Raw genomic sequence first — 18,720 nt, forward strand, 5'->3', positions numbered from 1 at the left:
GCGCAGGCGACGACGGACCGTCACGAACGCCGCGCCGGGCTGTTCCGATCGCTACGAGCGGACGTTGCGGGCGTCACGCCGAGACCGTCACAGGGTGGATCCGATGTCAACGAGCGGTAACCTCGACCACGTGAGCACCGCCCAGAACTCCGCCCCGGCCCAGTCCTCCCTGGACACCGAACTCAAGCGCCTCACCGGCTGGGGTCGTACCTCCCCTGCGATGAGCCACGTCCTCACCCCGCGCTCGGTGGAGGAGATCTCCGCAGCCGTCGCGGCGGTCAACGATGCCAACGCCTCCGCCCCGGCACACCTGCAGCGCGGAGTAGTCGCCCGCGGGCTCGGCCGCTCGTACGGCGACAGTGCCCAGAACTCCGGCGGCCTGGTGCTGGACATGAGCCTGTTCAACCGCATCCACGAACTCAACGCCGAAAAGGCACTGGCCGTGGTGGACGCGGGCGTGAACCTGGACCAACTCATGCGCGCGGCGCTGCCGTTCGGCCTGTGGGTCCCGGTGCTACCCGGTACCCGGCAGGTCACCGTCGGCGGCGCGATCGGCCACGACGTCCACGGAAAGAACCACCACTCCGCCGGATCGTTCGGCAACCACGTCACGCGCATGGAACTGCTCGTCGCCGACGGCCGGGTGCTCACGCTGGAGCCGGGCGGTACCGCCGACGACCCGGAGGGCACCCTGTTCTGGGCCACGGTAGGTGGCAACGGTCTGACGGGCGTCATCCTCAAGGTGTGGATCGCGATGACCCGCACCGAGACGGCCTTCTTCCTGGCCGACTCCGATCAGACCGGCTCGCTCGACGAGACGATCGCTCTGCACACCGACGGTTCCGAGTCGAAATACACCTATTCCTCCGCCTGGTTCGACGCCATCAGTGCGCCACCGAAGCTCGGCCGGGCTGCCGTCTCCCGCGGGTCACTGGCCACCCTGGCCCAGCTCGAGGAGTACGCGCCGAAGCTGGCGAAGAACCCATTGGCGATGGATGCCAAGCCGCTCATCACCTTCCCGGACATCTTCCCCAACGGGTTGGCGAACAAGTACACCTTTGGACCCATCGGCGAGGTGTACTACCGGCTCGGCGGAACGTCCCGGAACCAGATCAAGACGCTGCCGGCGTTTTATCACATGCTCGACCTGTTCTCGGAGTGGAACCGGGCCTACGGATCCAAGGGGTTCCTGCAGTACCAGTTCATCGTCCCGCCCGGCGAAGTCGAGGGTTTCAAGGAGATCATCGGCGACATCCAGCGTTCCGGCCACTACTCGTTCCTCAACGTCTTCAAGCTCTTCGGGCCGGGGAACGAGGCGCCGCTGTCGTTCCCGATGGAGGGGTGGAACGTCTGCGTCGACTTCCCCATCAACGGTCGCCTCAACGCGTTCGTCAATGAACTTGATGCCAAGGTCATGTCGATGGGCGGTCGGCTGTACACGGCCAAGGATTCCCGGGTGCCGGCCGAGCGCTTCCACGCCATGTATCCGCAGATCGACTCGTGGATCGCCACCCGCCGCGGCATCGACCCCAACGGTGTGTTCGTCTCCGACATGGGCCGTCGGCTCGAACTGCTCTGACGGGGCGGGGAGTACGGGCCCGAGCCGCTCTGTCCCGTCCCCCGCGCACGGTCCCCCGCGCAGGGGCCTCCAGGCGGGGGCTTCACACGACCCTCATGCCGGGGTGACACTGGTCCGCACCCCAGACGACGAGGGTCGCCCGGGGCACCGAGCCGGGAGCCCACGATGATCCTCCGCACCACCGTCGCCGCGTTCGCTCTGATCGTCACCACCCCACCCTCCATGGTGTGGGAGCGGAGACCGAGAAGGTCGGACCCTCCGCCACGCCGCCGCGCCACCACGCAGCGGCCCCCGCCGGCACGCCGCACCGAGTGAATGCGCCGTCACCCCGTGACCGCGCGGCGTCGTCGGACCCCCTCGGTAGACTCCTGCCCATGATCAATGCCGTCGGCGTCCCCCAGACCCTGCTCCTACTCGGTGGTACCTCGGAGATCGGTCTAGCCATCTGCGCCGAGTACCTGCAGCAGGGCCCGATGCGCGTGATCCTCGCCTGCCTGCCCGGCGACCCGGGCGTCGAGGACGCGCGCGCCGAGATGACGGCCGCCGGCGCGAACTTGGTCGAGGTGGTCGACTTCGACGCCGCCGCCACCGACTCCCACCCGGCCGCGTTCGAGCAGATCTTCGCCGGTGGGGACGTGGACGTGGCGATCGTCGCGTTCGGCCTGCTCGGTGAGAACGAGGAACTCTGGTCCGACCAGCGCAAGGCAGTCCAGATCGCGCAGATCAACTACACCGGCGCGGTGTCGGTGGGCGTCCTCCTGGCGGAGCGGATGAAAGCGCAGGGCTACGGCCGAATCATCGCCATGAGCTCGGCCGCCGGCCTGCGGGCACGCCGATCCAACTTCGTCTACGGCTCCACCAAGGCGGGGCTGGACTCCTTCTACACCGGCCTCGGGTACGCGCTCGCCGAGCATGGGGTGGACGTCCTGGTCATCCGCCCCGGCCAGGTCCGCACGCGCATGTCAGCGCATGTCAAGGAGGCGCCGCTGACGATCAACAAGGAAGAGGTCGCCCGCATCGCGGTGAAGAACTCAGGTGCCGGCAAGGGCGCGGTCTTCGCGCCCGCGGCGTTCGGCGGGGTCATGGCCGTGCTCACTCACGTACCGCGCCCCATCTTCCGCAAGCTCCCCTTCTAGGGATGCCGGTGGCGCTCCGGGGTGTCGGCCTGGCCGGCGCGGCGACGCTGCTGGCCGCCGTGGTCACCGCTGTCGTCCTCGCCGGTTTCTCCCTGGTCTCGTTCCCCGCCTACGGCAACTCGAACGTCCTGCGGGCGCTGACGGTGGTCGGCCAGGTCGCCGCGATCGCCCTGGTCGTACTCGGGATCCTCGCTGCCCGCTCGGGCGAGCGGCCGGGAGGTCGGCCCGCGCTGGTTCGTCTGGGCACGCTCGCGGCGCCCACCGGCTCGGCGTTGCTCGTGGCGGCGACGCTGGGCATCCCGCTGGCCGCCTCACGCCTGTACCTGCACGGCGTGAGCGTGGACCAGGAGTTCCGCACCCAGTTCCTCGGCCGCTCCGCCACCTCGCTCGGCCTGCCCGACATGGCGTACGCCGACCTGCCGTCGTTCTACCCGTCGGGCTGGTTCTGGCTGGGTGGACGCTTCGCCACCCTCGCCGGCCTCGAGGGCTGGGCGGCCTTCAAGCCGTGGTCCATCCTCTCGCTGGCGATCGCCGCCGCGCTGGTGACGGTGCTGTGGACCCGCCTGCTCCGCACCGATCTCGGTGCCGCGGTGGGACTGGCCTCGACTTCGATCATGCTCGCCTACGGCAGTCCCGAGCCCTACGGCGCGATCGTCGCACTGTTCCTCCCGCCGGTGCTCATCCTCGCCTGGCACGCCGTCAACCCCACCGCACTGCACGCCGGTCGTAGGGCGACCCTCGCGACCACCCTGTTCCTGGGAGTCTCGGCCAGCACCTACACCCTCTACACGGGCCTGGCAGCGGGGACCGTCGTGCTGATGGCGCTGGTCTCGACCGTCGCCGCGTTTCTGCGCAATTACCGCGCTGGCCAGGGGAACGCCCCCCACGGTGACGTCCCGCGTGCGGACCGGGGCGGCGGAGCGCCGCGGTCCAGGTACGTCGTCCCGCTCTGGCTGCCGGCGGCCCGACTCGCAGCGATCGGGCTCGGCTCCATCGTGATCGCGCTCATCGTATGGGCGCCCTACCTGCTCGCCGCGCTGCGCGGGGCGCCCGCGGACTCCGGGACCGCCATGCATTACCTGCCCGACGCCGGCGCCCGCCTGCCGCTGCCCATGACCGCAGGTGGCCTCACCGGCTGGGTCTGCCTGGCCGGTCTGGTGTGGATCGTCGCCCGCGCGTGGACCTCGCGCCGTGCACAGGCCCTGGGCCTGGGTGTGGTCGCCGTCTACCTGTGGTGCCTGGCCTCGATGGCGGTCACCGTGCTGGGCACCACCATGCTGGGCTTTCGCCTAGAGCCGGTGCTCATCCTGCTACTGGTCGTCGCGGGGGTCTTCGCTGTTGCCGACGTCGCCGGGTTCGCCGTGCGGGCGGCCGGGCGACAGGACGGGGTGGAGCGCCCCGCCGCGGAGGCGGCCAATCGTCGTCGCCGGGCCACCGCGGTGGTGGGCGTCGTGGCAGCCCTGGCCGCACTCGCCCACGCGCAGGGCATCCCCGATCACCTGCACGACGAGATCCGGCTCGCCTACACGGATACCGACGGTTTCGGTGAGCGCGCGGACCGCTACCCGCCCGGGCCCGAGTCCCACTACGCCGAGGTCGACGAGGTGATCCGGGAGGCATTCCCGGGCCGCGACCGGACAGACCTCGTCGTCGTCAGCACCGCCGACGCCTTCCTCGCCTACCACCCGTACCTGGCCTATCAGGCTGTCACCTCCCATTACGCCAACCCTCTGGGCCGCTACGCCGACCGCAACGAATCCATGATCCGGTGGCAGGATGCGACCAGCGGCGCCGAGTTGCGCGCCATGATGGACGAGACCCCGTGGCGCGGCCCCGACGCGATCGTCGCCCGCCCGACGGGCGACGGGTACGCGTTGCGGCTTGCCGAAGACACCTACCCCAACGACCCCAATGTCCGACGGTTCGGTGTCACCATTCCCGTCGAGGCCGTGGAAGGTCCCCACTTCGAGGTCCACGACGCGGGACCGTTCGCCGTGATCGTGGTGCGGTGATCAGGCGATGACGAGGTGGGAGGCGGGAACCGTGACACGGGGCGACGACGACGAGGTGCGCGACAGCGATCATGAGCGCCCCCTCGGTCTGCACCCCTACCCGGGCATGGACCGCGACCGCCGGTGGGCGATCATCACCGGGTTCCTCGGTGCGTTCCTGGCGATCCTCGCCGGGGTGTTGCCGGTCAACCAGGACACCACGCGAGTGCAGTGGACCGCCGGACCCGACTACGCCTCCGTCACCGCGCCACTGGTTTCAGGGCGGCCCCTCGACCTGACCATCACCGCCCCCTGCGGGCCGCTCTCGCAGGTGCCGGAGAACACCATCGTGTTCTCGACCCTGCCCAAGGGCGCCCCCGGGCGGATCTCCGACGGGTTGGTGGTCCAGCGGGCGAACGACGCGGCAGGCGACCCCGTCATCGAGGTGGCGGTCCGCAACCTCACGTTGCTCTCCGTACCCCTGTCGACGTTGCGCGATCCCGCCTGCGAGACCCTGCACGTCCGCGCTGAAACCGGGATCCTCGTGGCCGAGTTCACCGGCCTCGACCGCAACCCGAACGACGCCGACGACGCCGTGCGCGCCGCTGTTCCCGGGGCCATGCGGCCGCAGGTCACCGGCGTGTTCACCGACCTGACCGCCGCGGACGCACCGGACGGGCTGGGCGAGTCGACAGTGGAGGTGACGGTCGACTCCCGCTACTCCTCCAGCCCCACCCTGCTCAAGCAGGTTCTCATGGCGATCGGCGTTCTGGCGACCATCGCGTCCATCGTGTTCCTGCACCGTCTCGACGGTATCGACGGGCGTTCCGGTCGGCGGTTCGTGCCACGGTCGTGGTCGCGGTTGTCCGGGGTCGACGGTGTGGTGATCGGCGTCCTGAGCTTCTGGCATCTCGTAGGCGCCAACACCTCCGACGACGGATACCTGCTCACCATGGCTCGCTCCGCCGGACCAAGCGGGTACATGGCCAACTACTATCGCTGGCTCGGTTCCCCAGAGTCCCCGGTGGGGTGGTACTACGAGATCCTGCGGATGTTCGCCGAGATCTCCACGGCCAGCCCGTGGATGCGGCTTCCCACCCTGGTGTGCGGCATCCTGTCGTGGCTCATCATCAGCCGAGAGGTCGTCCCCCGGCTCGGCCGTCTCGCCCGCACCTGGCGCGGCCCGCGTTGGACGGGCGCCGCCGTGTTCCTCGCGTTCTGGATGGCCTTCAACAACGGCTTGCGACCCGAGCCGATCATCGCGCTGGGCGCCCTGCTCACCTGGTCGCTGGTGGAGCGGTCCATCGCCACCCGCCGACTCGTGCCGGGCGCCGCGGCGATCGGCGTGGCCGCGTTCTCCCTCGGAGCCGGCCCCACCGGGCTGATGTGTGTGGCGGCGCTGGCCGCGGGCGCGCGCGAGTTCGTCCGCATGGCGCGCCGCCGCGCGCAGGTGGTGGGCTGGGCGCCGATCCTGGGCCCCGTGCTTGCCGTGGGTCTGGCGCTGCTCTACACCGTGTTCGCAGACCAGACGCTAGCCGCCGTCCTCGAGGCCACCCGGATCCGCACCGATCTCGGTCCGAGCCTGCCCTGGTACGGGGAGAAGGAACGCTGGGAGGCGCTATTCGGGGTCTCCGCCGATGGTGGCGTGGCCCGACGCTTCCCCGTCCTGCTCATGCTCATGTGCCTGATACTGGTCTCCGCGGTGATGCTGCGGCGCGGCCGGATCCCCGGTGCAGCTGCCGGGCCATCCCGCCGACTGCTCGGTGTGATCGCGGGATCGCTGCTGTTCCTGGTGTTCACCCCCACCAAGTGGACCCACCACTTCGGGGTTTTCGCCGGGCTGGCGGGCGCGCTGGCCGTGCTGGCTGTCATCGCGCTGCGTTCCTCGACGGTGTCGCTGAGCCGGAATCGCTGGCTGGTGTGGGCAGCGCTGTGCCTCGTCGTCGGTCTGTCCACCGCCACTGACAACACCTGGTGGTACGTCTCCGACTACGGCATCCCCTTCTCCGACTCATTCCCCGCCATCGGCGGGGTCCAGGTCCAGTACGTCGCCTTCATCGGCGGGTTCGTGTGCCTGCTCATCGCCGGGCTCATCCACTCCGGGATCCTGCCCGACGACCCCGGCGCCGCCCTCCGGGTGCGCATCAGGCGCGCGGTGCCGTTCCTTCGCACGCACGCCGACACCCCAGCCTCGCGACGGCGGGACGGGGGCTCCGGGGCCACGACGCGCCCACGCCTGCGTACCGGGATCGACGGCGCCCCTCTGACCGTGGTGGCATTCTCCGTGGTGGTCTTCGAGCTGTTCTCCGCGGTCACAGCCGTGTTCGCCCAGACCCCCGCCTACACCGTCGGACGCAGCAACATGCGCGCCCTGGCCGGCCAGCCGTGCGCGCTCGCCGACTCGGTGCTGGTCGAGGAGGACTCCAATGACGGTCTGCTCAGCGCCATCGGCGCCGGACCGGAGATATCCCTCGGCGCCGGCGTCGTCAACGGCTTCGCCCCCAACGGACTGCCCGATTCCATCACCGTCGAGAGCACCGAAGCCTCGGGCACCCTGGCGACGTCCGAGACCGGCGAGCGGGACCCCGGCGACGGCGTCGACGTCGGCACCACCGGCGGCCGCGGCGCCGTCACCGTCAACGGATCCACAGTGGCCCTGCCCTTCGGCCTCGACCCGGATACCACCCCTGTCCTCGGCTCGTACCGTCGCGGACCCCAGGTCGCGGCCGAGCTCACCAGTGCCTGGTACCAGCTCCCCACCCGCAGTCCCAACCGGCCGCTGCTCGTCATGGCCGCCGCCGGTCGTGTCGCGAACGGTGATCTGAGGATCGAGTACGGTCGGCCGGGCCGGGTCGGCGCCACCGGGCCCACCGATTTCGAGGTCATGGGCTCCATGCCCCCCATCGACATCGGACCTGCCCCCGCGTGGCGCAACCTGCGGATCCCGCTCGAGTCGATCCCCGCCGAGGCAGAGGTCGTCCGCGTGGTCGCCGAAGACGGCAACCTCGACCCCGACTGGTGGCTCGCCGTGACCCCGCCACGGAACCCGCGACTACGTACTCTCGACGAGGTCGTCGGCCACACCGACCCGGTGCTCGTCGACTGGGTTGTGGCGCTTGCCTTCCCGTGCCAGCGGCCGTTCGTGCACAACGGTGGCGTGGCCGAGATTCCCCGGTACCGCATCCTCGCCGACCGGGAATCGTCCTCTGCCGCGAACTGGTGGCAGAGCGCGGGCGGTGGCGGCCCACTGTTGTGGACCACGCAGACGGTCGAGGCGGTCACGGTCCCCACCTACCTCGACCATGACTGGTCTCGCGACTGGGGTTCGCTCCAGCGGTTCGAACCCCTCGACCCGGCGGCGCGCCCCGCCGAGCTCCTCCGCGGGAGTCAGTTGCAGTGGGGCTGGACCACGCCGGGTCCGATGAAGTGATCGTCGCCTAGAATCGGTCGTCGTGTCAGACTCCTCGCCGGCCCCGTCCCCGGAAACTCCCCCGGCTATCGGGCCGGTCGCCGGCTCGATAGCCGCCGACGCCCGCGTCGGACGCCTCCGACTCATCGCCATCGTCAGCGGAATCCTGGGCACACTGTGCTTCCTGTCCCTGCCGTTCCTGCCGGTCGCGCAGACAACGTCCACGGTGCAGTGGCCACAGAACGGGTCCGTCGACTCGGTCACCGCCCCGCTCATGGCGCACTCCCCTCAGCGATTCACGGCGACCGTGCCGTGCGCACTGGTCGCCGATCTGCCGGAGGCAGGCGGGGTCCTGCTGTCGACCGCGCCGCCCGGTGGCAAGGAGGCCGGCGACCGGGCGCTGTTCGTGCGGGCGTCCGCCGACACGGTCGACGTGGTCTCCCGCAACCGGGTGATCGTCTCCGCACCACGTGATCGTGTCGAGGCTGGCGACTGCACACAACTGCGCGTGGTGGCCGCCCCCACCTACGTGGAGGCCGACTTCCAAGGGATCGACGGCGCCGCCCGCCGGGTCGACGCCGACGACCTACGCCCGATGGTGGTGGGGGTATACACGGACCTCCCCTCCGCTACCGCCGTGCCCGCCGACCTCGACGTCACCGTGGAGGTCGACTCCCGGTTCACCACCGATCCCACCGCCCTGAAGTGGGCAGCGATCGTGGTCGGCCTGCTGGCCACCGCCGTGGCCCTGTGGGCCCTGCACGGCCTCGATCAGACCGACGGCCGACGCGCCCGTCGTTTCCTGCCGCGCGGCTGGTTCCGGATCCGACCGCCCGACTTCGCGGTGATCGGCACACTTCTCGTCTGGCACATCATCGGCGGAAACACCTCCGACGACGGTTACATCCTCTCGATGGCCCGCGCCGCCGACCCGGCCGGCTACATGGCCAACTACTACCGCTGGTACGGGGTCCCCGAGTCGCCCTTCGGCTCCCCCTACTACGACCTGCTCACTCTGTTCTCGCAGGTCTCCACCGCCAGCCCGTGGATGCGACTTCCCGCGCTCGTGGCGGCCATCCTCTGCTGGCTCGTCATCAGCCGTGAGGTCCTGCCTCGACTCGGCCGGGCCGCGCGCACGACGCCGGTCGTGGTGTGGAGCGCCGCCGCCGTATTCCTCGCCTTTTGGATGGCGTTCAACAACGGCCTGCGGCCCGAGCCCGCCATCGCGCTAGGGGCGCTGCTCACGTGGGTCTCCGTCGAACGGGCGATAGCCACGCGCCGGATGCTGCCGTTCGCCATCGCGGTGATCATTGCCTCGTTCTCCCTGGCCACCGGCCCGACCGGTCTGATGGCTGTCGCAGCACTCATCATGGGCTTGCGCGCGGTCGTGCGGACCGTGGTGGTGCGCGGCCGCCGGATCGGTTCGTACCTCGCACTGGTCGCTCCGGTGGCGGCCGCTGGCACCATGGTGCTGATCGTCGTGTTCGGCGTCCAGAGCCTCGCCGCGGTCCTCGAGGCCATCCGCGTCCGCGGTGAGATCGGCCCCAACCTGAACTGGTTCGAGGAATTCGTCCGCTACTACTACCTGATGATCCCCACGGTGGACGGCTCCCTCGCGCGCCGCCTGCCGGTTCTGCTGGTGCTGCTGTGCCTGATCCTTGTGATCGGCACGCTGCTGCGGCGCGGCAAGGTTCCCGGTGCCGCCTCAGGTCCCGTCTGGCGTCTGGTCGGCGTGGTCGTGGGCACCGCCTTCTTCATGATGTTCTCGCCGACCAAGTGGACCCACCACTTCGGGGTCTACGCCGGCATCGGCGCGGCGATCGCCGCACTCGGTGCCCTCGCGATCTCCGCGTCCGCCGTCCGGACGGCCCGCAACCGCACACTGTTCCTCGGCGTGATCCTCGTGGTCGTCGCGCTGGCGTTCGCCGGACCCAACGGTTGGTGGTACGTCTCCAGCTACGGGCTCCCGTGGTGGGACAAGGCACCCAGCATCCGTGGCATCGACGCTGCCACCGTGCTGCTCGCGCTGGCCGTGCTCACCTTCGCCTTCGCGGGATGGCAGCACCTCCGACGCGACTACACCGGCGACCCGACGCCCCGGACCTCCGAGGGCCGTCGCCGGGTGCGGACCTTCGCCGCCGCTCCCATCGCCGTGGTCGCGGGCCTGCTGGTGGTCTTCTCGATCGCCTCTTTCGCCAAGGGCATCGTCAAGCAGTACCCGGCCTACACGATCGCTGCCGGTAACCTGTCCGCGATTGCGGGTAACCCCTGCATGCTCGCCGACCGCGTCCTGGTCGAACCGGATGCCAACGCAGGCATGCTGGACCCACTCGGCGCCACCCCGCTGCCCGACGGGTCGATCAGGCCCCAGGACCGTGCAACGGCTCTCGAGGCCGGAGAGAACACCGCGTTCACACCTGACGGCGTCGCCCCGGATCTCTCCGCCGACGCGGTGGTTGCGGATCCCGGCGCGGCCAACACCTCCACCGATCCCGGCGGCGGCCCGTCGGTCAACACCGGTGAGAGCGCCGGCACCGGCGGCGGACGTGGGGCGGAGGGCGTCAACGAGTCCACGGTGGCCCTCCCGTTCGGGCTCGACCCGGCTACCACCCCGGTTCTCGGCTCGTTCCTCACAGGTCCGCAGCGTGAGGCGAGCCTGGAGACGGGCTGGTACCGACTTCCCGAGAACCGGGAGTCCCACCCACTGCTCGTCATCTCGGCGGCGGGCCGGATCGGCCGCTATGACTCGGACGGCATCTACAAGTACGGCCAGGAGGTCGTGGTCGAGTTCGGCCGGTCCGGAGACGCCGGGGTCGAGACGGTCGGCGAGCCGATCGTGCCGTTCGACATCGGTCCCGCTCCCACGTGGCGAAACCTGCGGGTGGACATGAAGGACGCCCCCACCGACGCGGATGTCATGCGGGTGCGGGTCGACGACAACGACCTCACCCCCGAGCAGTGGGCAGCCATCACGCCGCCGCGCGCGCCCGAGCTCGTGACGCTCCAGGAGATGGTCGGGTCGGAGTCGCCGGTCCTGCTGGACTGGGCCGTGAGCCTGCAGTTCCCGTGTCAGCGGCCGTTCGCGCACTACGCCGGCGTCGCCGAGCTCCCGGAGTTCCGGATCATGCCGGACCGTCCGCTTGCCGTCAGCGCCACCAGTACGTGGATGTCCTACGAGGCCGGTGGCCCGCTCGGCTGGGTCGAGACCGCTCAGCGTGCTCGTACGATCCCGTCGTACCTGCGCCATGACTGGAACCGCGATTGGGGTTCGATCGAGGCATACGCCCCGCTGGGCACCTACCAGGATGATCCGCCGAGGCCTGCCGAGGTGACAACCTCGACCGAGACCCGCTGGGGCTGGTGGCAGCCCGAGGGGCCAATTCTGGTGACCGACCCGGAGTGACGTACAAGCCGGTGCCCGCGCCCGCACCCGGGCCCGAGCCGGCACCCGGGCCCGAGCCGGCACCCGGGCCCGAGCCGGCACCCGGGCCCGAGCCGGCACCCGCGGCAGGGGTAGGGGCGGTGCCGAGATAGGGGCAGTGAAGGGGTAGGGCAGGGCCCGCCGATGGCAGAAGCCGACGGCGGGCCCTTTCCTCGTCTGGTCCTTCGCACCACTCGCCCACCCCGCCCTGCCCCAGCTCCGCCCCGGGCCCCGGCCCCCGTCGGCCCCTCGTTTGCCCCCGCCGCGTGCATGGACGCAGCGCACCCGGCCCCAGCCACGCTGTCCCTCTGGCTTATGCGTCCTCTTTGCACACGAATAGAGGGGGTCCGCTGCGGGAATGGACCACACTGGGCGCGCAGGTCAATGAGGCAGCGTAACCAGGACACGGCGCGCTGCCCGATTGCCCACCCCGACGGCGGTGAGCGGGCATGGCCGGGCCGGCCGGCCAGCATGGGCCCGGGGCGGGCACGTATGCGCGGCACGGGCGGGGCTCTCGACTGTCAGCCGGGTGGCGGGCCCCGCCCGCGTGGATCACATCGGGGCGATCGGGTGCTTTCTCGGGGACTCGTTGCGGATCTTGTCGCGCAGCTGATTCAGCGCGCCGCGGAGCACCAGACGGGTCTGGGATGGCTCGATCACCGCGTCGATGTAGCCACGCTCGGCGGCGGTATATGGGGTCGCGATGAACTCGTTGTACATGTCGATCAGCTGCTTGCGCAGTTTGGGACCCTCTTCGGGGCCCGCCTCCTCGATCTGGCGGCGCTGCAGCAGGTCGACGGCGCCCTCGGCACCCATCACGGCGATACGTGCGGTGGGCCAAGCGAAGTTCAGGTCGCCACCGAGATTCTTGGACCCCATCACGGCATACGCCCCTCCGTAGGCCTTGCGCACGACGAAGGTCACCTTGGGAACGGAAGCTGCGACGACCGCGAAGCCCATCTTGGCGCCACGGTGAATGATGCCGAGCTTCTCCTGCTGCACGCCGGGAAGGTATCCGGGAGTGTCCACCACGTAGACGATCGGAATCGAGTAGGCGTCGCAGATCGACATGAACCGTGAGGCCTTCTCCGAGGCGTCGATGTCCAGCGCTCCAGACAGGTGCAGCGGCTGGTTTGCGACCACACCCACCGGCTCGCCGTCGACCCGGGCGAAGCCGGTAATCATGTTGGGCGCGAACTGGCCCGACGTCTCGACGAACTCCCCGTCATCGAACATCCGGATCAACACGTCGTGCATGTCGTACGCGGCGTTGTCCGAGTCGGGGATGATCGAGTCGAGCTGCAGGTCAGACTCTGTAGGCTCCGGCTCGAGGCCCGGGTTGATCCGGGGAGCCTTTTCGGACGCGGAGGATGGCAGGAAGCTCAGCAGGTTACGCACGTACATGAACGCTTCATGTTCGTTGACGGCCACATGGTTGACGTTGCCGTTCTTCGCCTGCTGCAGGGCCGACCCGAGATCCTCCATGGAGATCTCCTCGCCGGTGACCTGCTTGATCACGTCCGGACCGGTGACGAACATGTACGCCTGGTCCTGGACCGCCACCACGAAGTCAGTGGTCACGGGGGCGTAGACGGCGCCGCCAGCGCACTTGCCCAGCATGATCGAGATCTGGGGGACGTAACCTGACGCCGGGTACTGTCGGCGTGAGATCTCCGAGTAGTAGGCCAGCGAGGTCACGGCGTCCTGGACGCGGGCGCCGCCCGAATCATTGATGCCGATGATGGGGCACCCGACCTTGATGGCGAAGTCCATGATGGCGCAGACCTTCTTGCCGAAGGCCTCCCCCACGGACCCGCCGAACACCGTGTTGTCGTGGGCGTACACGGCCACCGGGCGGCCGTCGATCGTCCCGCGGCCGGTCACCACTCCGTCGCCGAACGGGTTGTCCGGACTGCCGGGGGCTTTGGCGAGCTGGCCCATCTCCACGAAACTACCCGCGTCGAGAAGTTCCGCGATCCGCTCGCGGGGAGGAGTCAGGCCCGCGGCATCGCGGCGAGCCTTGGCCCGCTCGCTACCCGGGTCCATGGCCTGCTCGGTCTTGACCCGCAGTTCCGCGAGCTTCTCCGCGGTGGTCTTCGCCGTCACGCGTCTGATCCCTTCCGTCTACCCGCGTCGAGCTCGGTGAGCCGACGCGCCAGATGCCTACCGACCGTACCGACCACCGGTTCGTCGACCATCGCGAGGTGGTCCCCCTCGAGTTGGACAACCTCCAGATCGGCGACGATCCCGGCCCAACCACCGTCCGGGTCGATGTGCGCGTAACGCGGCTCGAGTTCGATCGCGCCGTCGTGCATCCGCTCGGCCCGGTACAACACGAACGGCACCTCGGCGCCGACACCGGCCCAGGAAGACAGGTCCGCGCTCTGCAGGATCCGGTTGTCGACGAAACTGGCCCGCTGATGCTCGATAACGCCGCCACCCATGGTGTTGGCCTCGGCCCCCAGCGCGCCGAGCAGCATGTCCAGAACGCCGTCCTCGCCGTGCTCGGCCAGGAAATCCCTCGGCACCTCCACGTCGAGCCCGTAGGTGCGCTTGGCGAACTCCGAGTAGCGGCGCCACCTGGCCTCGGCCTCGTCGAGGCTGTCCGGGATCGGCTCCGACGGCTGAACGGTATCCAGCAGGACCACCAGCGCGACCTCGTCGCCCGCGGCCCGCAACTGCCGGGCCACTTCCACGGCCAACGCGCCACCGAAGGACCAGCCACCGACCGCGAGGGGCCGGCCGGCCGCGATCTCGCGGATGCGGTCCAGGTAGCTCGCGGCGCGCTCGCCCAGCGGTCCCTCGACGCGCTCGACGCCGTACACAGGGGTGTCCGGGCCCAGGCGATCGACCAGCGGCTCGTAGACGAACGACGACCCGCCGGCGGCGTGGAACAAGAACAGCGGGGTCCGCTCGGCCGACCCTTCGGCCAGCACCCGGATGTTGCCCTCCACGGCGACCTCGGTGAACGGGCGCAGCAGGTCGGCGATCTCGGCGATCGTCGCGGCCCCTGCTACCTGATCGGCGGTGACATCGCCCCCCGAGCGTTCCGAGAGTCGCTCAGCGAGAGTGGCTCGGGTGGTCTCGTCGATCGGGGGCAGGTCGCCGGTCACTCCTGGCGCAGCCGCGCCGGTGACCACGGCCCACGCACCGAACGCCATACGCTCGGTGTCGTCGCGCGGCGCGATGGTGACCGCGGCGTCGTCGGAGCCGTCCCCCGGTTCGGAACCGGTGCCCGATTCGGGAGCGCCGCGCAGTGCGGCCACGTCCACTGCGCCCTCGCCCCGGGCCTGCTGGGCGGCCAGATCGCCGACCTCCTCGGGGTGCTCGACCGCGAACGTCACCATGTCCGCAACGTCGTTCAGTGACGCGTCGCGCATCGCCTGCAACTCGAGCGGCGGGATCGCGAACTCGTGCTCTACCCGGTTCTTGATCCGCACCGCCATGAGCGAATCCAGCCCGAGGTCGAGTAGCGGCAGCTCCCTCGGCAGGTCATCGGGGCTGTACCCCATGGACGACCCGATGATCCGGGCCAGTCGGTCGCCGATCGGCTCACCGGACTCCGGGTTCCAGCGACTGTCGAGCTCGTCGTCGTCCTCGTCGTCACCGACCACCGGCGCATCGGACTCGGTTGACACGTAGTGCTGCTCCGGCGCGGAGTCCGGGTCGATCGGGGCGCCGCCGGTCACCGCGCACTCGGCGACCAACACGAACGCGGCGGACGCGTCGCCGGGCTGGGCGTGGACCTGCACCGACGCTCCACCCGGGTGCGGGGTCATGGTCGTGGTCACGGACCCGGAGGGCGGCAGGACGCCGGGCCGGTGGACGGCGGTGAGGGTCGCCCCCTCGAGCACCGACGCCGCGGCGGCGGTCATCAGCGCGTCGACGCTGGGCACCACCTCGGCGCGGACCTGCCAAGCATGCCGGCCATCGGGCAGTGCGACGTGCGAACCCGGCATCCGGCCCTCGCCCGATCCGCCGCCAGCGGTGACAGTGGGCCACAGAGTCCGACGCTTCCAGGCGGTACCCGGCACCGCCGCATACCGGCCGGCGCCGGTGACATAGCCGTGGATCATCTCCACCACGCTGGGCATGTCGATGGTGTGCCCGTGGACGTACAGCTGCGCGATGGCGTGGAGCAGCGTGTCAGCCTCGGACTCCTTGCGCTTGAGCGCGTGCAGGAGGTTGGGCTCCAAGAGCCCCGCGTCGAAGCACGTCGCTGCGACCGACATCGCCGCCACCGGGTTGGGGGCCAACTCCAGGAATGTGACGTACCCGGCCTCTACGGCCTTGCGCACGGCGTGCGTGAACCACACCGAGTGGCGCATGCCCTTGACCCAGTACGCCTCAGCGTGGACCGGCTCGTGGCCGGCGCGGTAGAAGGTCTCGCGGTCGACCGAGGAGAACAGGCCGGAGGTGAGCTCGTGGGGCTCCAGACCGGCGATCTCCGCCGCCAGCTCCCCGAGCAGCATGTCCACGTCCGAGGTGTGCCCGGCGCCGCGGACCTGCAGCTGACGGGCGAACTTGCCCTGCTCCTCGACCCAGGCCACGAAGTCGGCAACGGGCTGGGCGCGCCCGCCGACCGTGGTGTGTGTGGGCGCGGCGTAGACGGCGGGCTCGATCGAGGCGAACTGCGGGTTGTCGGCGATGATCTGTGCGATCTCCTCCGCCGAGTACTCCACCAGGGCCATCGCGCCGGCGTCAGCGTCCGACACCTGGCCCTCGGCATCGCCCATGAGGCGCGAGCGGACGCAGATCACGCGCACCGCGTCCTCGAGGCCGAGCCCACCGGCGGCGTACGCGGCCGCCACCTCTCCCATCGAGTGCCCGATCACGGCCTCCGGCTTGGCACCGAGCGCCTTGAGCGTGTCGATCAGCGCCACCTGGATGGCGAAGATGCCGACCTGGGAGTTCTCCAGCTCGTACGTCTGGGAGTCGTCGAGGATGATCTCGGCGATCCGGTACCCGGCCTCGAAGTCGATGAGCTCGTCCACCGCGTCCAGGCACGAGGCGAACAGCGGGTTGGACAGGTAGAGCTCCTTGGCCATCTTCCGGTGCTGGGAACCGAAACCGGAGAACACCCATACGTCGCCGGTACCTGCGGGGGCATCGGCGCTGAACACGCCCGGCCCGGGATCACCGGCCGCCAGCGCGCGCAGGCCCGTGATGAGCTCGGCGCGGGTGTGACCCACAACGGCCCCCCGCGAGCGACCGTGGTTGCGGGTGGCCAGGGTCCGGGCGACCGCGCCCAGGTCCACCGAGTCGTCCTGCGCCTCAAGCCAGTCGGCGATCTGGCCGGCGGTGGATTTACGACGTGACGGCAGCGACCCGGAGACCACGAGGACGGTCGCGGGCGCACCGGGCACAGAGGTGCCGGTCGTGGCGAGCTCGTCGGCGTTTCGCGCGACGGCCTCGGCCACACAGCGGGCGACGTCATCCGCGTCGGCCGGAGTCCCGGGAGCGGAGCTCTCGCTGGCACCGGCACCGGCACCGGCAGTGTCGGTGCCGGCGGCCTCGGTGACGGCGGCCTCGTCCGCGGCGGTGCGCACCTGCGCCGGCTGGTACTCGGCCACCACGACGTGGGCGTTCGTGCCACCGAAGCCGAATCCGGAGATGCCGGCCACGGCGCGCCCGCTGTAGCGCGGCCACGACGTGGTCTCGGTGACAACGTTCAGCCGGGCGGCGTCGAAGTCGATGTACGGGTTGGGGCCCGCGAAGTTGATCGTGGGCGGCAGTGCGTCCTTGTTCATCCCGAGGATGACCTTGGCCAGGCCGGCGGCGCCGGCGGCGGACTCCATGTGACCGAAGTTGGTCTTGGCCGACCCGAGCAGCGTGGGACGGTCAGCGTCTCGGCCGCGGCCGAGAACCTGGCCCAGCGCAGTGGCCTCGATGGGGTCGCCGAGGATCGTGCCGGTGCCGTGCGCCTCGATGTAGTCGACCTCGCTCGGGTCCACGCCAGCGTCGGCGTAGGCCTGGCGCAGGACCGCGACCTGGGCGTCGGGGTTTGGCGCGGTCAGCCCGTTGGAGCGGCCGTCCGAGTTCACGGCGGACCCCTTGATGACGGCGAGGATGTCGTTACCGTCGCGTTCGGCCTCCGAGAGGCGCTTGAGGATGAACACTCCCCCGCCCTCCGAGCGGCAGATGCCGTTGGCGTCGGACGAGAACGCCTTGATGCGGCCGTCCGGGCTCAGCGCTGCACCGGTCTTGGCAAAGCCCATGGTCGCAGCGGGCGCGAGCATCATGTTGACGCCACCGGCCACCACCAGGTCCGATTCGTGCAGCCTCAGGGAGTTGACGGCCTCGTGGATCGCCACCAGCGACGTCGAGCAGGCGGTGTCCAGGGTCATGGACGGACCGCGGAAGTCGAACGTGTACGAGACCCGGTTGGAGATGATCGAGTTGGAGGCACCCGTGACCGCGTACGGCGAGGCCGCGGCGGAATCGGAGGTGAGGAACACCTGGTAGTCGCTTGACGAAGACCCCATGAACACGCCGACTTCGCGGCCCTTGAGGTCACTGGCCGGGAGGTGGGCGTTCTCCAGTGCCTCCCAGGTGAGTTCGAGGGCGAGTCGCTGCTGCGGGTCGACCATCTCGGCCTCGCGGGGGCTCATGCCGAAGAACTCGGCGTCGAACTCGCGCACCTCCGAGTCGTCGAGCCAGCCACCACGATCGGGCGCCTCGGAGAGCACCTGCTGCACGTAGGCGTCGCCGGCCCACTCCGCCCAGCGGGTCGCCGGGCGGGGCGTGGTGGCGTCGCGGCCGGAGGCCAGCAGGTCCCAGGTCGCCTCGGGGGTGTCGGCGCCGCCGGGGAAACGGGTCGCGAACCCGATCACGGCCACATCGAACTCCATGCCGGCCCCGCGGTCACGGAACGTGTGGAAGTCGGTGGGCTCGTCGGACCCGACCGGACCGTTGACCACGTACTCGGCCAGGGAGGCGATGGTGGGGTGCTGGTAGGCGACGGTCGCGTCGAGTGGCCGGCCGATGAGGTCCTCGAGGTCGGCGGACAGGGAGACCGCGTCGCGGGACGACAGTCCGTACTCCTCCAGCGAGCGGTCATCGGTGACCTTGGAGAGGTCGAGCCCAGTGGCCCGGCAGACCCAACCCCGCATCCATTCGCGGAGCTCAACTACCGTCATCTCGCTCTGTGCCATCCGTGGCTCGCCTTTCCCTCGGGTGTCGTC

The 18,720-nt window shown here is 70.1% G+C and carries 7 protein-coding genes; 5 read left to right on the top strand and 2 right to left on the bottom strand.

Annotation, left to right across the window (positions count from 1 at the left end):
* Positions 1-130: 130 nt before the first annotated feature.
* The 5 genes from FQ137_RS01510 (at position 131) to FQ137_RS01530 (ending at position 11,518) form a co-directional block, all read left to right on the top strand.
* Complete coding sequence (locus FQ137_RS01510) at positions 131-1,579, top strand: FAD-binding oxidoreductase (RefSeq protein ID WP_149290822.1); 1,449 nt, start codon at positions 131-133, stop codon at positions 1,577-1,579.
* 374 nt (positions 1,580-1,953) lie between these two features.
* Positions 1,954-2,715 (top strand): decaprenylphospho-beta-D-erythro-pentofuranosid-2-ulose 2-reductase, encoded by a 762-nt coding sequence (locus FQ137_RS01515; RefSeq protein WP_149290823.1) that lies wholly within the window; start codon positions 1,954-1,956, stop codon positions 2,713-2,715.
* A 2-nt stretch (positions 2,716-2,717) separates the two neighbouring features.
* Positions 2,718-4,727 carry an arabinofuranosyltransferase gene (locus FQ137_RS01520; RefSeq protein WP_149290824.1) on the top strand — a complete coding sequence of 670 codons (2,010 nt, stop codon included), beginning with the start codon at positions 2,718-2,720 and terminating at the stop codon, positions 4,725-4,727.
* Between the two features lie 7 nt (positions 4,728-4,734).
* The gene (locus FQ137_RS01525; RefSeq protein ID WP_149290825.1) at positions 4,735-8,136 is read left to right on the top strand and encodes an arabinosyltransferase domain-containing protein; all 3,402 of its coding nucleotides are present in this window, start codon (positions 4,735-4,737) and stop codon (positions 8,134-8,136) included.
* 22 nt (positions 8,137-8,158) lie between these two features.
* Positions 8,159-11,518 (top strand): arabinosyltransferase domain-containing protein, encoded by a 3,360-nt coding sequence (locus tag FQ137_RS01530; RefSeq protein ID WP_149290826.1) that lies wholly within the window; start codon positions 8,159-8,161, stop codon positions 11,516-11,518.
* A 570-nt stretch (positions 11,519-12,088) separates the two neighbouring features.
* On the opposite strand, the gene FQ137_RS01540 is transcribed toward FQ137_RS01530, so the two are convergent.
* Positions 12,089-13,582, bottom strand: a complete 1,494-nt coding sequence (locus tag FQ137_RS01540; protein ID WP_149292567.1) for an acyl-CoA carboxylase subunit beta — start codon at positions 13,580-13,582, stop codon at positions 12,089-12,091.
* A gap of 56 nt (positions 13,583-13,638) precedes the next feature.
* Complete coding sequence (pks13, locus tag FQ137_RS01545; protein ID WP_149290828.1) at positions 13,639-18,690, bottom strand: polyketide synthase Pks13; 5,052 nt, start codon at positions 18,688-18,690, stop codon at positions 13,639-13,641.
* Positions 18,691-18,720 lie beyond the last annotated feature (30 nt).

The organism is Dietzia sp. ANT_WB102, from assembly GCF_008369165.1.
Classification (GTDB): Bacteria; Actinomycetota; Actinomycetes; order Mycobacteriales; family Mycobacteriaceae; genus Dietzia.